This is a genomic window from Sphingomonas sp. Leaf198 (assembly GCF_001424005.1).
Classification (GTDB): Bacteria; Pseudomonadota; Alphaproteobacteria; order Sphingomonadales; family Sphingomonadaceae; genus Sphingomonas.
Genome location: NZ_LMPX01000002.1, coordinates 1,065,096 through 1,082,906 on the forward strand (window position 1 = coordinate 1,065,096; position 17,811 = coordinate 1,082,906).

At 64.9% G+C, this 17,811-nt stretch carries 9 protein-coding genes; 5 read left to right on the top strand and 4 right to left on the bottom strand.

What is annotated here, in order from left to right; genetic code table 11:
* Positions 1-140 precede the first annotated feature (140 nt).
* The 3 genes from katG (at position 141) to ASG20_RS11820 (ending at position 4,856) form a co-directional block, all read left to right on the top strand.
* Complete coding sequence (gene katG, locus ASG20_RS11815; protein WP_056052361.1) at positions 141-2,366, top strand: catalase/peroxidase HPI; 2,226 nt, start codon at positions 141-143, stop codon at positions 2,364-2,366.
* A gap of 1,071 nt (positions 2,367-3,437) precedes the next feature.
* Positions 3,438-3,752 carry a hypothetical protein gene (locus tag ASG20_RS19400; RefSeq protein ID WP_156364256.1) on the top strand — a complete coding sequence of 105 codons (315 nt, stop codon included), beginning with the start codon at positions 3,438-3,440 and terminating at the stop codon, positions 3,750-3,752.
* A 414-nt stretch (positions 3,753-4,166) separates the two neighbouring features.
* Positions 4,167-4,856, top strand: coding sequence for a DUF4197 domain-containing protein (locus tag ASG20_RS11820; protein ID WP_056052364.1), 690 nt, complete (start codon positions 4,167-4,169; stop codon positions 4,854-4,856).
* A 155-nt stretch (positions 4,857-5,011) separates the two neighbouring features.
* Here ASG20_RS11820 and ASG20_RS11825 read toward each other — a convergent pair whose 3' ends face one another.
* Positions 5,012-5,527, bottom strand: coding sequence for a YciE/YciF ferroxidase family protein (locus tag ASG20_RS11825; RefSeq protein WP_056052367.1), 516 nt, complete (start codon positions 5,525-5,527; stop codon positions 5,012-5,014).
* 207 nt (positions 5,528-5,734) lie between these two features.
* Here ASG20_RS11825 and rpsU point away from each other — a divergent pair, with 207 nt between their 5' ends.
* Together rpsU and ASG20_RS19900 are read left to right on the top strand one after the other, a co-directional pair.
* Entirely contained in the window at positions 5,735-5,935 is a 201-nt protein-coding gene (rpsU, locus tag ASG20_RS11830; RefSeq protein WP_056052371.1) for a 30S ribosomal protein S21, read from the top strand.
* An 11-nt stretch (positions 5,936-5,946) separates the two neighbouring features.
* Positions 5,947-6,150: a DUF5818 domain-containing protein gene (locus ASG20_RS19900; RefSeq protein ID WP_056052373.1), complete on the top strand. Its 204-nt coding sequence runs from the start codon at positions 5,947-5,949 to the stop codon at positions 6,148-6,150.
* A 525-nt stretch (positions 6,151-6,675) separates the two neighbouring features.
* Here the strand turns inward: ASG20_RS19900 and ASG20_RS11840 are convergent.
* The 3 genes from ASG20_RS11840 to ASG20_RS11850 all read right to left on the bottom strand — a co-directional run bounded on the left by ASG20_RS11840 (position 6,676) and on the right by ASG20_RS11850 (position 17,809).
* Entirely contained in the window at positions 6,676-7,818 is a 1,143-nt protein-coding gene (locus ASG20_RS11840; protein WP_156364258.1) for a hypothetical protein, read from the bottom strand.
* Between the two features lie 86 nt (positions 7,819-7,904).
* Positions 7,905-8,186, bottom strand: a complete 282-nt coding sequence (locus ASG20_RS11845; protein WP_056052378.1) for a DUF6966 domain-containing protein — start codon at positions 8,184-8,186, stop codon at positions 7,905-7,907.
* Positions 8,183-17,809, bottom strand: coding sequence for a two-partner secretion domain-containing protein (locus ASG20_RS11850; RefSeq protein ID WP_056052381.1), 9,627 nt, complete (start codon positions 17,807-17,809; stop codon positions 8,183-8,185). Before ASG20_RS11850 ends, ASG20_RS11845 begins: the two co-directional genes overlap by 4 nt.
* Positions 17,810-17,811: the final 2 nt, after the last annotated feature.

Genomic DNA, 17,811 nt, shown 5'->3' on the forward strand with positions numbered 1-17,811 from the left:
ACACCGGGACGACTTGCTCGACACCCGCCTGTGATCGACTGGCGTGATTGATCCTGCCCGAATAATCGATTGGACAAATGTCCGTCAAATCCTGCATCTTCAGTGCAAGCACGGAATACTCATCGAGAGAGGACGCCAAGATGGCCGATTACGAACAGCCCAAGAGCAGCGGTTGCCCAATGGGCCCCAACGGTGGCGGCGAGGTCAAGGCCCGCTCGCTGCTCGGTCGTACCAACAAGGATTGGTGGCCGGATGCGCTGCCGATCGACATGCTGCACCAGCACGGCGTCTCCCCCGACCCGATGGGCGAAGAATTCGACTATGCCGAGTCGTTCCAGCAGCTCGACTATGCCGCGCTCAAGGCGGACCTGACCGCGCTGATGACCGATAGCAAGTCCTGGTGGCCTGCCGATTACGGTCACTACGGTCCGTTCATGATCCGCATGGCATGGCACGCCGCCGGCACCTACCGCGTGACCGATGGCCGTGGTGGGTCGTCGTCGGGTCAGCAGCGTTTCGAGCCGCTCAACTCGTGGCCGGACAACGGCAACCTCGACAAGGCGCGTCGCCTGTTGTGGCCGCTGAAGCAGAAGTACGGCAAGAACATCAGCTGGGCTGATCTGTTCATCCTCGCCGGCAACGTCGCGATCGAAAGCATGGGCGGACCGATCTTCGGTTTTGCAGGCGGCCGCAAGGACGTCTTCGCCTCCGAGGGCGACACGTTCTGGGGTGCCGAGGAGCTGTGGGTCAACGAGGGTGCGCAGACGCGTATCAGCGAGGACCTGCCCGAGCTCGAAGGCCCGCTCGCCGCGATCCAGATGGGTCTCATCTACGTCAATCCGGAAGGTCCGGGCGGTGATCCGAACCCGCTCCTGTCGGCACGCGACATGAAGGCGACGTTCCTGCGGATGGCGATGAACTCCGAGGAAACCGTCGCGCTGACCGCTGGCGGCCATGCGTTCGGCAAGTCGCACGGCGCCAAGCCCGCACCGCATTTCAAGGCACCGTCTTCGGAATCCGTGCACATGCAGGGTCTTGGCTGGCTGACCGACAGCGAGGAGATTGGCCAGGGCCACATCACGACCTCGGGTATCGAGGGCGCATGGTCGAACAACCCGACCAAGTGGACCGGCGATTACCTGCGCCTGCTGTTCAAGTACGACTATGAGCTGACCGAGAGCCCGGCCGGCGCGAAGCAGTGGCAGCCGGTCAACCCGGCACCGGAGGACATGGCACCCGACGCCCGCGACCCCAACAAGCGCGTGCCGACGATGATGACCACCGCCGACATGGCGCTGAAGATGGACCCCGAGTTCCGCGAGATCGCGCTGCGCTTCCGTGACGATCAGTCGGCACTCGACGACGCGTTCGCACGCGCCTGGTTCAAGCTGACGCACCGCGACATGGGTCCGCGCGTTCGCTACCTCGGGCCTGAGGTTCCGGAAGAGACGCTGATCTGGCAGGATCCGGTTCCCGAAGGCACCGCGCCGTCGGATGCCGACGTCGCTGCGTTCAAGGACGCCGTGCTGTCGAGCGGCCTGACGATCGGCCAGCTGGTCAAGACCGCCTGGGCGTCGGCATCGAGCTATCGCCGGTCGGACCACCGCGGCGGTGCGAACGGTGCGCGCATCGCGCTCGCACCGCAGAAGGACTGGCCGGTCAACGAGCCAGAGCAGCTGAGCAAGGTCCTGGCCAAGCTCAATGAGTTGCGCGGCGACATGTCGCTCGCCGACGCGATCGTGCTGGCCGGTTCGGCAGCGGTCGAGAAGGCGGCGCGCGATGCCGGTCATGACGTGGCGGTGCCGTTCCTCGGTGGCCGCGGCGATGCGACGCAGGAGTGGACCGACGTCGAGAGCTTCGTGTGGATGGAGCCGCAGGCCGATGGCTTCCGCAACTACCTGAAGACGCGTCACCCGGTGAAGACCGAGGAGTTGTTGCTCGACAAGGCTTCGCTGCTCGGCCTGTCCGCGCCGGAAATGACCGTGCTGGTCGGTGGCCTGCGCGTACTCGGTGCGAACTTCGGCGATGCGCCCGAGGGCGTACTCACCACGCGTCCGGGTCAGCTGACGAACGACTTCTTCGTCAACCTGCTCGACAACGACACCTTCTGGGATCTGGTCGACACGTCGAGCGACGAGAAGTTCATCGGCTACGATCGCGGTGGTCGCGAGAAGAAGTGGCAGGCGACCCGTACCGACCTGATCTTCGGCTCGAACTCGCAACTGCGCGCGACGGCCGAAGTCTATGCCGAGAACGGCCATGAGCAGAAGTTCGTGCGCGACTTCGTCAAGGCATGGGTCAAGGTCATGAACGCCGATCGCTTCGACGTCACAGCCAAGCCTGTGTCGTCCAACCAGGCGGCGTAAGCTTCGTCGGCCGGGGGATAGGCCGTGGTGGTCCGGGAAGGTTTCCGGAAGACCACGGCTTATCCGTCGCTGATCTGATCTATCAGATAGAGACTTCGATCGTTGGACGGCTTGTAGACGCCGTACTCAATGGCCCCTCTCCATCAGCCTTTATACTGCTGTTCGTACAGTCCACTACGACCTTGGCTCGCTGACGCGTTGATAACTCTGCTGCGCTGCGCCATGAGCAAATACCGGTCAGGACTATACCGTCTTTGCACAGGTTCCGGCGGGAAGACTAAATGGCCTATACTCGGCTATTCGCGCAAACGGCTCTAGCAGCCAAGATCTGAGGGCAATCGTCGACGGGGTCGCACCGGCCTGATAGGGAGACCCCAATCAGCCCTTATCGATCGGCGATCCGCACCGCGCTGGTATAGCTCGATACACTAGAACCGGATATTGCGATCCTGTTGCTCGATAAGATGCATCTAGCTGACTAAGGCGAAGCTCCAGCATTTTGCCAAGCGTGCGGCTAAGCGCTCGCTCAGGCAAATGCGCACCTGCTGACCGACGCGATCGCCGACTATGAGATCGAGTGGGGCAACACGAGCCTTGCCGACACGATTGCGAGCCGCCTTGCTTAGGTCGTCACATTCTCAACGCAGAGCAGGCCATAAGTGCCTAACGGCGGCTTCGCCATGGCTCGACATGCGCGATGGCATGCGCGTCAATTTTCGTTCACGCATTACGCGCTAGTCCAAGCAGCAGCGTAACGATAAAGGTGAAATCACCATTTCGCATTCTCGGCGCGAGCCGCGACCGAGGCTTCAATCGCGCAACTTATCGCGGCACGGAACCACTCGGCCAATGCCGAGCTGCTACCTCGGGAGCGGTGGTCGCCGGGCGCCCCGACGATCGACCTGAAGCCCCAGGGAAGAACGCAAAACGAGAAGCACCGTGCACTCGTGCCCGTTCTACCAACGCTCGATCGCTGGCTGCGCGCGGAATACGCGACGTCCATGAATCTGAAACCGACCGCCCGCACCGGCCGCGGTTGGCTCGTCAATTATCATGGGCGGCCGGTGCAAGATGTCGATCGGGCTTGGGACACCATGCTCACAAGGCTCGAAATGCCGAAGGGCCGCGAGTGGCGGTCGTATCTCCTGCAACACAGCCTCGACGCTCGCTCGAAACCGCGGCGCCACGAAATGGGATCTCGAAGGCTTCATTGGCCACAGCGATGACAGCCAGACCGAAGTCTACGCGGTCCGTGAATTTCCAAGCGTCGTCACCGCACTGACCGGCATTCTGGCCGACTTTGAGAAGCTCGCCCCTGGTGCAATGCACGGAAGCCGCACCGAACAGGAAAACGCAGCAGCGCAGACCGGAGTGACAAGAATGTGAGTTAAACCAAGAATTTGTCACTTGGAAAAATGGTGCGCTTACAGGGCTCATATTTAGTGCCGTAAGCCGCAGAAATGCTCGGATTTTCGCTCACCACTAGATCCGTGGTCCCTGCGTGGCCCACTCAAAATTCGGTCCTTATTTTGGCTTCGAACCCATGCCTAATGGGACACCGTGCCTTGCTCTGAGAACCTGTGCGATCGTCGATTCGACCCTCAGTTTGAGCATTCATTCCGGAGAAGTTTGGCATCCACGGGTCGGATGATTTTTGACGATACATTCCGGGACTGCCCGAGGCGCCAGCCCCGAAGCGCTTTGCCTATCGCGTCCGAAACTCGTTGTTCAGCACGCGTTATCACGGCTCAGACCAACAACAGTTCATCAGTTGAAGCTTTACGACGAAAGGCATGATGCATGTACAAACCATCCCGCAGATTCCTGGTGCTCGGCACGGCGCTGCTGGCACCGCTACTTGTCCTGCCGGGGTGCGCCACCACCGGTTCGGGTGGGGATTTAACGGAGGGTCTCCGGCGGCTCCTTGGCACCTCCAGCCAGCGCGCGCTGGCCCGGCTCGTCACGGACAACGGATATTTCAACGACCCGGTGGCTCGTATTTCCCTGCCGGCCGGTCTCAACGATCGTTCGACCGCTGTGCTGGGAGCCCTGTTACGTTCGGCGCCGGTACAGCGCGAACTGACGATCGTGGTAAACCGCGCCGCGGGCAATGCAGCAGACCGCGCCGCGCCACTGATCTATGACTCGATCCGGTCGCTGACCTTCTCCGATGCAGCGGCCATCGTGAACGGCGGCCCGACCGCGGCGACATCCTACCTCGAGCGGAGGATCGGCGATCGGATCATCGGTGCGATGTTCCCTGAGTTCGGCGACGCGCTTCACCAGTTTGGGAGCGGGTCGATCCTGGGACCGGTTCTCGGCGCGGCGACCGGGATCGATATTCCAGCAATCCAGCGCGCTGTCACCGATCAGGCTTCGCAGGGTTTATGGCGCGCTATTGGGCGCGAAGAAGCAGCTATCCGAGCAGAGCCGGCCCGCGCGGGCGATCCGTTGGTCGAGAAAATCCTGAGTGAGCGCGTGCTGAACTGATCTCATAGCCCGGTGCAGGCCGCTGAGCTCCACTTTCCGTCTCGTAGGAAACCGCCCCATTTTGGAAGGAGGATCGCCTCACTTCCCACGCGGAGGTCGTTTCGATCCTACCCGATCGAATTTAGTCGGGGGCCCCTGCCCCCCGACATTAAGTCTTACGCCGTGACCGCATCCGCCTTGGCGTTGACGGTGGACGTCGCCATCGCAGTCAGCTCGTCGTCGGTCGCATATTCCTCGTCGAGCGTCTCTTTTAGGATCGCTGCAATATCAGTACGGCCGAGCTGGTTCGCCCAAGCGATCAACGTGCCGTAGCGCGCGATCTCGTAATGCTCGACCGCCTGTGCCGAGGCGATCAGCCCAGCATCGAGAACCGCCTTGTCCTCGATTTCACCCGCGACTTCGTTGGCTTCCTTGATGATCCCATCGATCGCCGGGCAGGTCACGGCCTTGGCCTTCTCGCCGAGAAGATCGAAGATTTGCTCAAGGCGTGCGATCTGACCCTCGGTCTCGCGCAGATGCGTCTCAAAACCCTGCTTCAGAGCCGGTGCGGTCGCTTTGTCGATCATCTTCGGTAATGCCTTGGTGATCTGGTTCTCGGCATAATAGACGTCCTGCAACTGGTGCAGGAACAGGTCGTCGAATGTCACGATATCTTTGGAAAACAAGCCCATGATAGTGTCCTCGCATAGCTGATAGCCGCGAAGCAAACTGCTCCGGCGTCGGAATAACGCACTGGGATTGGCAGAAGTTTCGGTTAGCCGGAAGCGCGTTTCAGCGTGAAGCATATGCCGCTTACATGCGGCCTTACTCTTGGCAGCCGACCCGCTCACCGGTAACGAGCATAGCCGAGATTACCGACACAGCTAGGGCAAACACGCATGCTGATTACCGTCCGCGATAACAACGTCGATCAGGCGTTGCGCGCGTTGAAAAAGAAGCTGCAGCGCGAAGGTGTGTATCGCGAGATGAAGCTGCGCCGCCATTATGAAAAGCCGTCGGAGAAGCGGGCGCGCGAGCATGCCGCTGCAGTCAGTCGCGCGCGTAAAGCCGATCGCAAGCGCGAGGAACGTGATCGCTGATAGGAACACTCATGATAGAAATCGGAGCTCGCATTGATGAAACGGGCACTTTGTCACGCGATGGTGGTGCCTTCTACCTACGCCGCGACGCAGGCGGACGCTATCAGCTGGAACTTCAGCGGACGCCCGTGGACCTGGTTGAGAAGCGGGTTAGGCTCATCGGCACACTCGTTGGCGCCGAACTGGTCAGAGCCGACGGGGTCGCGCCAGCATAACGCGAGCGGGCGTCATCTGTTCTCGAATAGCGCACTTGTTTGAGCGGTAGCTTGCAGTCGCGGCGGCAGGCTGGACCCACAAGTGGACGTTCGAAGCGACTGAAGCGTCTCCCGAAACCAGCCGTTCGTTCAGGTACGGCGTGACAGCAAAGGGGCCGCAATCCGGCGGCTTTTACCGGATGGGAGGGTGAGATGAGAAGTCGCGCCCGGCCAATGGCTCCTGCGGCCGTTGATTAAGGCGGCGTGGTCTGTTCCGTATCATCAAGAAGATGGCATGCGCTTTCTGGTTCGCACCGAAATTTAGCGTGCCAACGTCCAATTTGGTCGCATCTGTCGCGACCAAGGGTCGACAATCTTCAGTTGCGGCAACGTCGCTTAGGTATTCTTGAGACGCGGCCGCGATCAGCGCGCAAGAAGCCGGATTATAAAGTCACACCAGATATACCGCGACCGTCATCACGTCCGAGCCCAACCCGAGTACGATGCCTTTCCGCTAGACATATCAATCACGAATGTGTCGCCGTTCTAGCGGCTGGCGTAATAGTTTCCGTCCGCCTCGAACACGCTGACGAAAGGCTCGCTGGTCACGGTCGCGTGATCGAAAGGATGCGTTCTGGAATCGGTCGTCCCGGCCTCAGCTGCGATCTGCCACATAGGCGCGCCACGTACGTCGCAGCGGAATACCTCGCGTCCGACAATCGCCGATACCGTCGGGTCGTTCGCATTGTCCGACAGAAAGACTACCAACTGTCCGCCGTCCTCGAGAAGCACTCGGGTGTTGATGGTCCACCGCCCATCCGCGATCGCAGCCGCAACGTCCGACGACGTGCCGTGGGACGGCGCGGCATCGACATGGTGCGCCGGCGCCGTCCACTCACCGATACCCCACCCCTCCGCTTTCGCGGTTAATGAGGTACTGAGCGGCTGGCCCAGAGTGACGATCCCCATCTCGGCGGTAAACAGGACACCGAGTCCGGTGAGCGACACGAGCAGCGTTTCCCACGCCTGATCCTCGCCACCCCTATCGTATGGATGGTCGCGAAGATGCTTGAGGTGGGATGTCGACGTACGATCTCCACCCTCGATCGTCGCGAGACCTTCCCCGATTAGCGCCTCGACGAACCATAGAACCAGATCCTTCCAGTCCGAACGATCCTCGACGTCGTTGAGCAAACGGGCGGGTGCGCGAGCCGTTCGGGTAAGTATGAACAGGGTGTCCTGCACAGCGTGGAGGAGCCGGTCGCGTTCGGACGGCCCCCGCCTGGCGACGTCGGTACGATTGCCTTCGTCGGTATTCGAAGGCGGCTTCGTCACCTCACCCTCGCGCCGTCGGCGAACAAGCTCATGCAGCGCGAGCAACGCAGCTTGCAGGGCGTGGTCAAAAGCAAGTCGCTCCGTGTTGCTTTGCGGCTGATAGGTATTGCCGCCGTCGAGCGTCATGACATGGCTGTCGAATTGATCGAACCATTGCTCGTCGCCCGGCTCCAGGGCGTCCCTCAGGCGCAGCAGCAGTTCGGTCGTGACGGCTGCCTCATCGGGGGTGAAACGGCCTAGGGCGGACTCCATTTCCGACAGGATTGCAGCGCTCGCCACGCTCATCGCTGCCGCCCCGGGATCACCACCAAACTCGGCAGTCTTTGGATAGGCCAGCGTGTTGTTGATCCTCATGTTCAGCCGCGCGCTTCCGTGCATAGGTTCGCACTTCCTGAGGGACGTGGCCACGTCGATGCCACTTCTGCAGCAACGCAATATACTCAATTACGACTATTCTGACATAGTTCGTACAATTCAGACCTTAGCGCGTCGAACTCCTCATTTTCTTGAAATTGAGGCTGCCCCGCCTCGTAGAGAATCACGTCGTTGAGCGACCCCATACCTCCATACATGCCAATGATGGCACTCACCCCTTCGTGAAAATCGCGCTCCAAATTCCCGGCGGCACGATCGAGCGACGCTCCGACGTGGTCGGAATTACCCTGCCGAGCCAATTGGCTCATGCGTTTCAAAATATAGGATAGTCTATCAATTACGCTCATTTTATCGGCTTTCTTCCTACTACCTCAACACCCTTGACGATCCAGGGCTTGACCACAACTATTTGATCCGCGCCGCCGGCATACAGACTTCCTTGGCTTCCGATCTTACCGACATAAACCTCGGTCCCGGCAGGAATTTTGACAGCGAAAGAGGTGTCGAGAGGCGAAGTCGCGCCGTTCGGCCAAGTGGGCGGAACCGCACTATCAATACGGGTTTGCAATACGCCCTGAGCCTCGGCTCGGCTGAAGAATTGCCCTAAGGGTTGATCGGCAGTTCCTGCACGATACAAGATCGTATCTTGCGTGAGCGTAACGACGTCATATCGTCCACCGGAAAACGTTTCCGCCAAATTGCTCTGTAATGGCCCGGCTTCACCAACCTTTACGAGACCAGTGTACGTGCCCTTGAAATCACCCAATCCGGTAGAGAGCGGACTCGCTCGACCGAGGGCACTTTCTGCGGCGGCCATAGGCTTGACGACCATTCCAGCGTTGGCTGGCGACAGCGCATCGATGGCAGCACGATTGATCGCCGCGTCCTCAACCCCGCGAGCGGTGATCCGAGCGCCCACAAACCCCCGAGCGTCGCCCGCCAGCCCGACGATGCGCCCCGCTGCGAACTCGGCGGCGGGCCCGCTACCGATGGCGACGAGCCCTTGGGTCGCTCCTGAGGTGCACGCTGCTGTTGCGTTGTTGACGAGGCAATTGTCGATGCCCTGAGCGATGGCGCCGGGCAGGCCGAGCAGCCCGTTGCCCAATGCTTCCGCATCCCGCTCGGCAGCGCCGGGATTGAGGATTCGCCCGATTGCCGAACTGTCGTAGGCGAACTGGCCGAGCGCGTAGGCGCCGTTTACCGCGCCAACCGCCGAACTCTTCAACCCGGACCCCACACCGTTGCCCGCCTGACGGAAGGTTTCGAGACCGGTGAGGCTGGTGACGAGCAGATCGGACTGTGTGTTCGAAGACAGGCCGGACGTTGCGTAGGCGCCCAACCACGTTAGCGGATTGTCGAGGGAAGCAGACGGCATCATCCAGGAAAGGTCGCTCTCGACACCCGGGCGAACGTCCGACGGGACGCCGTTAAGCGCGGAGGCCAATTGATCGCCATTACCCTGTCGCTGTGTATAGGCGGCGACCCCGTTTGCTACCTGGGTGTCGGTGATCGCCTGGCCGGTCGCCGCCGCGTCCGACGCGAGCTGCATGTAAATCTCCGCGATCGCGTTCTTGTCGCCGCTGCCGAGCGCCCTCGAAATGCTTGTGAGCACCGGCGCCCACGTCTTAGGATCCCGCACCAGCATTTGCTCGACCGTCAGCGAGCTGCACCCGCTCGTGGTACCTGCGACGCACACCGCGCCGTAGCGGGTGCGGGTCGTCGCATTGTTGGACGTTTCGATCGAAGCCGAAGTGACGGCGGCGTTGGCATCAAGGCCTGCGCCGGAGGCGATGCCGGCGACGATCGTCGCAATCAGGGTATTGCGTCCCTGTTGATCAATGGCGCTGAGCGGCCGTCCATCGGCATCGGTTGCAGTGCTCGTGCCGACGCTGAGAAGGTTGTTGAGCACCACACTCCCCGCCGCGCCGAGCGCTGCGCCGCCACAGGCACCCGATCCGCCCGCGACGCTTCCCGCGCACGCGGTCAGTGCCTGAAGCGCGCTACGTGTCGCTTCGCGGCCGGTTTCCGAACCGTAGGTGCTCGTCGGCAGCGCATCGACGAGCGCCTTGACCTGCTGCGTTCCCAACCCTTGCAGCACGTTTACCGCACTTGCCTGTACCAGCCCTCCGAGCGATCCAGTGACGTTGCTTCCCGCCGCGCCGTTCAGCGCGGTCAGCACCAATCGCCCGGTGCCGCCCGCCGTCCAGGTTGCGTAGGGATTGTCCGTGGGCGCGGCATCGGGGTTGGCCTTCGTCCACTGGTCCGCCTTGCGGCCCTGTTCGGTCAGGAACGTGCCCGTCTGGTTCGCCAGCTGGCCCGCGGCGGCGAAGCCAAGCGCGATCTCCTCGCGCTTGTTCGCGTCGTATTGTTGCGTCAGCGCGCCGGCGTTCGCGCTCAAGGTGTTGCGGCCGATCATCGCCGCCACGTTGCTGCTCGCCGCGTCGCCGCTGCTGATGTCGATCATCCCCGGCGCGATTCCGGATAGCGTCGTGCCCGACTGGCTGCCCTTCGCCCCCAACGCGACCGGCGGGGTTGCGCTGACCGTGCCGATGCCGGTGCGGATGCCTGCGACCGGGTTGGCGCCCGACGCATCCGCCTGGCCGCTGCCGTTCTTGCCGATGTTGCCCAGCCCGCCGCCGATGCTAAGCGAATTGGCGCTGTAGCGCTCGCGGTTGGCGAGATCGCTGGCGGTCAGCGTGCCGGTTGACAGCCGGTTCGCTTCCGCCGGCGCGTCGCTCGCGATCACACCGCCGACGAGGTCGGTGTTGCCCCTCACGTTGAGGTCATAGCCGCGCGCACCGGCGTAGATGCCGGACTGCTCGGCGACGCTCGTGAAGTCGCCGTTCTGCCGTTCGCGCGACAGGTTGCCCGCGATGCCGGCCGCGCCGCCGGCAGGCGCCTGCACCGACAGGCCGAAGCCATTCTGCTTCGACGCGTAGGTCGACGTGTCCTGCTCGCTGCGGATGGCGAGGCTCGCGGCATCCACTGCCACGCGCTCGCCGGCGACCTGCGCACCCTGCAGCGTCAGCGCGCCGCCGGTGTTGATCGTCAGGTCGCGGCCCGCGGTCAGCGTCGTCTCGGCGTGGCGCACGTCGGTGCCCGACGCATTGCCTTTGCTCGTGTTGAACGACGCGTTGGGAGTCACGCCGCCGGCCAGGCCGAAGTCTACCCCGACGGAGAAGCCGGACGAGCTGTTCTTCTGTGCCAGAGTGTCGGTCTCGGTCGCGGAGCGCAGCGTAATCGCGCCGGGCGCCGACAGCGTCAGGTCGCGCGTCGCGTCGATCTGGCTGCCCTGCACCGCGATCGTCGAGGCTGCGCCGGCGCCGCGTGCCGCGATCGCCACGTCGTTGCCGGCGATCCGGCTGGCGACATTGGTCTCGTCGCGCGTTTTCGAGGTCGCCTTGGTGCTCGACACGCCGAAGCTGACGCCGACCGCCGCGAGATTGGTGAGGCCGCCCTTGAGCGCATCCGCGGCGTTGTAGGCGGCCAGTCCGCCTGCGAGCCCGGCCACCGCGCTGGTCCGGGCGTTCGTATTGGCGTTGCCAAGGATGCGCCCGGAATCGCGCACGCCCTGCAACCCGCTGAGCACGGGGCTTTGCGCGCCGACGCTGATGCCGATGCTCGACGACTTGTTGAGCGTGTCGGTGGTCGTCACGTCGGTCGCATTGCGGATCGCGACGCTCTCGCCGCTCAGCCGGGTAAGACCGGTGCCGGTCACTTGGCTGCCGGTCACGGTCAGCGCGCGACCGGCATCGAGCGTCACGTCGCCCGCGGTCGATCCGATCAGCGAGCCGGTGTTGGTGATGCTGGTGGTGTCGGCGTCGTTGCGGTTCTTTGCGACGCCGAGGAACAGCCCGCCGCCACCGATCGACAGTCCGCTCTTCTTGACGCGCGTAGATTGCGTCTCGGTGTCGGTCGCGGTCAGCGTGCCGATGTCGATCGCGCCGCCCGCGGCGATCGAGACGCCGTTGTTCGCGACCACGTTGGAACCGGCGATCCGCGTGTCGCCCGTGCTTCGCAGCGCCACCGTGTCGCCCGACAGCGTCGAGGCGACGACGCTCTGATCGGTGCCGGTATAGGCCGTGGTGGTCTTGGTCGAGGACAGGAAGCCGCGGGAGGTCTTCTGCGTGTCGCGCTGCAGCTGCGTGCTGTCGACCACGCCGGTCACGCCGATGCTCCCCGCGTCGACGGCGAGCGCACGGCCTGCAGTGACCGTACCGCCGTTCACCACGAGCGCGCCTGGCGTCGCCAAGGTGACATTGCCGCCCGCGCGCAGATCCGACAGGACATTGCTGCGTTCGGTCTGGGTTTGCGTGAAAAGCGTCTTGCCTTCGCGGCCGACCGCAAACGATGTGCCGCTGTCGGTCGCGCTACCGATCGCAATGGTCTGACCCGCCGAGGCGACCAGATTGCCGCCCGCCGCCGCGCTCGCGCCGGTGACCGACAGCGTCCGCCCCGCGAGCAGATCAAGGTTCCCGGTCGCCGCGATATCGCTGCCGCGATTGGTGGTGGTCGTCGTCAGCGAGACCTGCTGGTCCGAACGCCCGGCATAGTAGCGCGTAGCGACGGTGCGGGTCATCGCGACTGGGGCGAGCGTCAGATCGCGGCCCGCCGCCAGCGTCAGGTCGCCACCGGTGATCGCACCGCCCCGGTCGATCAGGTCGCCGGCCGCGGAGACGATGCCGCGGTTGCCTAGATCGAGCCGACCGCTGTTGACGATCGTGCCGCCGACCAGCGTGCCACTGGCGCTAGCACGGATGACGCCCGCATTGGTCAGCGAGTCCGATGCGCGCAACTGGATATCGCGCCCGGCGATGATCGCGCCGCCGCTGGTGAGATCGCCAGCCGCCGCCTTGGTCAGGTAGACGCGCGGTGCGAGCACCGTCTGCGGTCCCGACGGGGTCTGAACCGTGGTTTCCACGAGCAGCACGATGTCGCTGGTCAGCGTTGCCATCTGCGTCGGCGAGAGCGAGACGCCGAGCGCGAGATTATAGGTCTTTGCGAAGGTCGCGCCCGCATCGAGCAGCGCACGATACTGGCCCTGGTTGTCACCATAGCCGACCAGTCGCTGCGCGCCGACCAGCGCAACGAGCTGGTTCGCGATCAGCTGCTGCTCGTAAAGCCCGTCGCCGAGCCGGCGCTGCACGCGCGACGGATCATAGCCGAGCTTGTCGAGAAAATAGTCGCTCGACAGGAAGGTGTCGTAGTTGTTGAACCGGGGATCCGCCTGGACCAGCACCTGCGAACTCGCCCCCGCGAACTGGAACAGTCCGCCCAGATCGAGTGTCGCGCTGCCCGCACCGCCGCTCGCGCGGTCGGTCGGCGGCTTGACCGCGAAGCCGAAGGTCGGGTCGATCGCGGTGCCGGCGATCACGCCAGGCGCGCTGCCGGGTGCGACGACCGCGCCCGTGGTCACGGCGGCGACGGCGCCACCAGCGGTGACGGCACCGGGCCCAGCGCTCGCGGCGAAGATGTCGGCGGTGCTGCCGTCCGGGGTCAGGACGAGGTTGTCGATCGTGACCGCATCGATCGTCAGCGTGCCCCCCGCGGTGATCGTCGAGGGGGTCGTGAAAGTCGCTTGCGCATCGACGGTATTGAGCGGCGTCGTCGTTCGCGTCCGCCAATCGCCGCACCCGAACAGCGGGCAGCTACGCGTCTGGCCTAGGATCACGCCGTCCTGCTTGGTGGTGTAGTACCCGGTGAACGCGGTGTTAGTCACGGCCGCGGCGCCAACCCCAAGGTTCCCTGCAGCGCTTATCGTGGACAGCCGGTTGGTGACGCTGTCGGCATCAATCGTGACGTTGGTGCCGATGATCTGCGCTTGCCCGCTGTCGGCAAGGATTTTCGTGTCGGTAATCGTCTCCAGATACTGGGTTATGGTCCTGTTGCGCCGATTGCGGTTGTCGATCGTCCGGACGTCCTGACTGGAGACGAGCGCCTCTTCGGTGGTGAACACGCTACGATCGTTGAGCAGGCGGGTCGCGGCGATCGCGATGTCGCCTTGTGCCTGAATGTCGGAGGAGAGGTTCTGCAGCGAGCCCGCACGCCCGGTTCCACCGACACCGGTGACGACCAGATTGCCGAGGCTGTAGAGCAGTGCGCCATCGCGGTTGACGATATCGCCGCCGCTCGACAGCGACAGGAGCCCGCCGCGGGTGGCGATCACCGCGCTGTCGCCCGCGTTGACGATGCCGCCAGTACCGGACAGTGCGACGCTGTCGCCGAAGATCGCGCTACCATTGGCGATCTGCGCGGCGCTCATGGTCACCGCACCGCCATTGATCAGCCCCTGGTTCTCCAGCGTCGTGCCGGCCGTCAGCGTCAGCGTCGGCGCGACGATCGAGCCGCCGGCCTGGTTGGCGATCGATCCCCCCGTGGCGATCCCGATCGCGGTGCCGCCCTGCACCATGCCTGCGTTGGTGAAGCTCCCGCCGATGTTGAGCGTCAGCGCGCCCGGCGTCGCGATCGTCTCGCCGGCAGCGTTGGTCAGATCGCCGGCTATGCCCAGCGTCAGCGCGGTCGGTGCGACGAGCCGCCCGAATGTGCCGCCGCCCGACGTGATGTCGAGCAGTCGGCCGCCGGCGAGCGTGCCCGCACCGGCTCCGCTGCCGCCATCGAGCGTGCCCGCGTTCACGCTCAGGTCGCGTGCGGCGGCGATGCTCCCGCGGTTGGCGAGCGTCCCCGTCACGGTCACCCGCGCATCGCGGTCCGCCCAGATCTGCCCGCCGGTGGCGTTGACAAGGCTTGCGGCCGACAGCGTCAGATCGCCGCCTGCCGCAAGCGTACCCGCGCCATTGTCGACGTTCGTCGCCGTCACCACGACCGATCCGTCACCGCCCAACGTCCCGCGATCGTTGGCCAGCGAATTGACGGTGAAGGTCGCGCCATCGGCGCCCGACGCCAGCAAACCGTTGCGATTATCCAGCGTGCTCGCGTTCACATCGAGCTTGCCGCCCGCGACAACCCGCCCGCCACTCGTGGTCAACGAGCCCGCCGCGATCATCATCGCGCCGGTCGACTGGATCAGGCCACCATTGCCCGTGAGGATGGCGCGCGCGGCGGTCAGCTTGAGTTTCGCCGCATCGAGCGTGCCCCCCGCGAGCGCGATGTCGCCATCGCGCGCGCCCACCGTCAACGTTCCGCCCGCCGTCAGGCGCGACCCGCTGGCGAGGTCGAGCGAACTGGCGTTGATCGTCGCATCGGTGGCGGCACCTATCAGGACCGAACCACTGATCGCATCGCGGACGTCGAGCGTCAGCGTTCCCGCCGAACCGGTCGCGACCAGCGTGCCGCCGTCGAGCGCGGTAAGACGCGCGTCCAGCGGGCCGGCGGCCTCGATCGATCCTCCGGCGTTGCGGGTCGCCCCGGCCCGAAGCGTAAGGCCGCTGCCTGCCGCGATCAGGCCATTCTCGTTCGCCAGATCGCTGCCGATCGTAAGCCCGGCGCCGCCTGCCGCGGTGAGCGTGCCACCGGTGTTGGCGAACGTGCCCGCGATCAGCGACAGCGCGCCATTGCTCGCGATCCGACCGCCGCTGTTGTCGATCGCATCGCTGCCCGACAGCGCGAGCGTGCCGGTGCCGAGATGCAGGATCGCACCGCCACGGTTGTCGATCGTCGCCGCGCGCAGCGTCAGATTCTGTCCGCGACCGACGATGTCGGCGGCATGGCTCAGCGTGCCCGTCGCGGTCAGCGTCAGGTCGCCGCCATTCTCGATCGTCGCACCGCTGCCGAACGCCAGATCGCCCGCCGTCGCATTGAGCGCGAGCGCGCCAATCGCGGTGATCCGGCTGTCGGTGAACGCCAGCGTCGTGGCGCCGATCGCCACGGCGCCGTTGCTGCCGATGCGCGTTCCCGCTGCGGTCAACGCGCCCCGGCTTGCCAGCGTCAGTGCGCCCGATCCGAGCGCGGTCAGGCTGGCGCGATCGAGCGCCACCGATCCGGCCGTGACGCCGAGCGTCCCGCCCGCTTCGACCGTGCCGCCGCGCGCGGTGAAGGCTCCTGCATTTACGGCGATAGCGCCGTCGGACGCGACCAGACCGTCCTGCGCGACCAGCCCCGCGGCCGTGAGGCTCGTGCCGCCCTTACCCGAAATCGTGCCGGTGTTCGTCAGCGTGGCTGCGGTCAGATCGACACGGCCCGCGCTCGCGATCAGGCCCCCGTTCGTCATCGCGCCGACTGTGTCCGCAGTCACGTTGCCACCGCTGACCTGGCCACCGCTGCCGATCGTGACCGAGCCTGCGCGCACCGACAAAGCACTGCCGCCCTGCAAGCCGCCTTCGGTGACGCCGAGCACGCCGCCGACATTGGCCGTCGTTGCACCGCCGCCCGCAACCAGGCCCTTGCCGGTGATCGCGAAATCGCCGCCGACCTTAAGGTCGAGCGCCTTACTCGCCGTGATGCTGCCCGCCACACCGTCGATACCGAGCGAACCAGCCGCAACCGACACATCGCCGTTGCCGCCGATCTGCCCCCCGCTGCCGCCGATCGCGCCGGTGAAGCCCAGCGTCAGCGCGCCGTTGCCGAGTGCCAGCACCGCGCCGCGCTCGTTGGCCAGGCTGCTGCCGCTTAGCGACAACGTGTCACCGGACTGGATCACACCGCCGATATTGGCGACCGCCCCAGCCTGTGCGTCTAGCGCCGTTCGCGCGTCGATCGTACCACCGCTATTGTCGAGCGTCGTGGTACGAAGCGTCAGCGTCCCGCCACTCGCGAGCCCGTGGTTGACGATGCTGCTGGCCGTCAACGACACGGCGTCGCGCGCCAGCACCCGTCCGGTCAACGCCGCCGTCCCGCCGACGTCGAGCCGCAACGTCCCAGCCTGCGTGACACGTCCGTCACGGGTCAGCCCGGCGGCGAGCGTGCCACCGCTGCTCAGCGCGCCGGTCGTGATCGTGAGGTCGCCACCACTGCCGATCAGGCCGTTACCCGTCAGGCTCGCGCCTTTCAGCGTCGCCGTGCCTTCGCCGTAGATCTGGCCGGCGACGTCGAGCGCACCGGCGGTCTCGATCGCGACAGCGGTCTTCGCCGTGATCGCGCCGGGCACCGATATCTTGCCGTCGAACGACAGCGTCACGCCCTGTTCGAGGCCCGCGAGATCGCCGGCGACGTTGACGCCGAGCCCGCGTTCGGTGCCGATCAGCTTGATCGAGCGCGCATACATCCCTCCGAGCGCCGCCACGTCGAGCGCGAAGGCAGGCTGGTTCGGCTGCGCTGCAGTACGCTGCCCAACCACCACGATGTCGCCGTCGCGCGTGATGTCGCCAGCGCCGAGGCTGGTGGTTACGGTATCCGCATACAGCCCGGCGTTGATCGAGACGGCACGCGCGAACAGGTCGAGCCGCGCATTCGTCGCGTCGAGGCCGCTGCCGGACACGTCGATCGTACCCGTCGCCGTCCGGAATCCGCTGAGCGCGCCGACGCCGTCAACCAGGGGTTGTGCCGCCGCCAGCGTCACACGCGGCGCGTTGACGAAACCGCAACCGTTGCACGAGATGCCATAGGGATTGGCGAGCACCAGATCGGCGGTCTTGCCGGCGACCTCGATATAGCCGCGCAGGCTAGACGGATTGGCGGCGACCACCTCGTTGATGATCAGCGACGCCCCTCCAGACGCATTAAGCTGCGCGTTGCCGTCGATATAGCCTGCGAGCCGGCTCTGGACGATCTTGTCGCTGTTGTTGAGCACCACGCCGCGCGCGTCGACGTTGAACGCTTGGTAGCGGTTGTAGCTCGTCCCTCTGGCGTCCGGCGTCGCGATCTTGACGACCGGCACGCCGTTCGCGCCGTAATCGAGATGCGTCGGGCCACCGGGGACCGGGACGACAGGATTAGGCGCACCGCCGTCCTGGCCGCGCGCCGGCACCGTTGCGACCAGCAACAGTGCGGCGAGCCCCGCGCCGCCGCCGAGCGGAGACAGCGCGCTGGCTGAACGCATCCGGCGACGCAGCACGGCGAAGGTCAGCTTGGTCATGC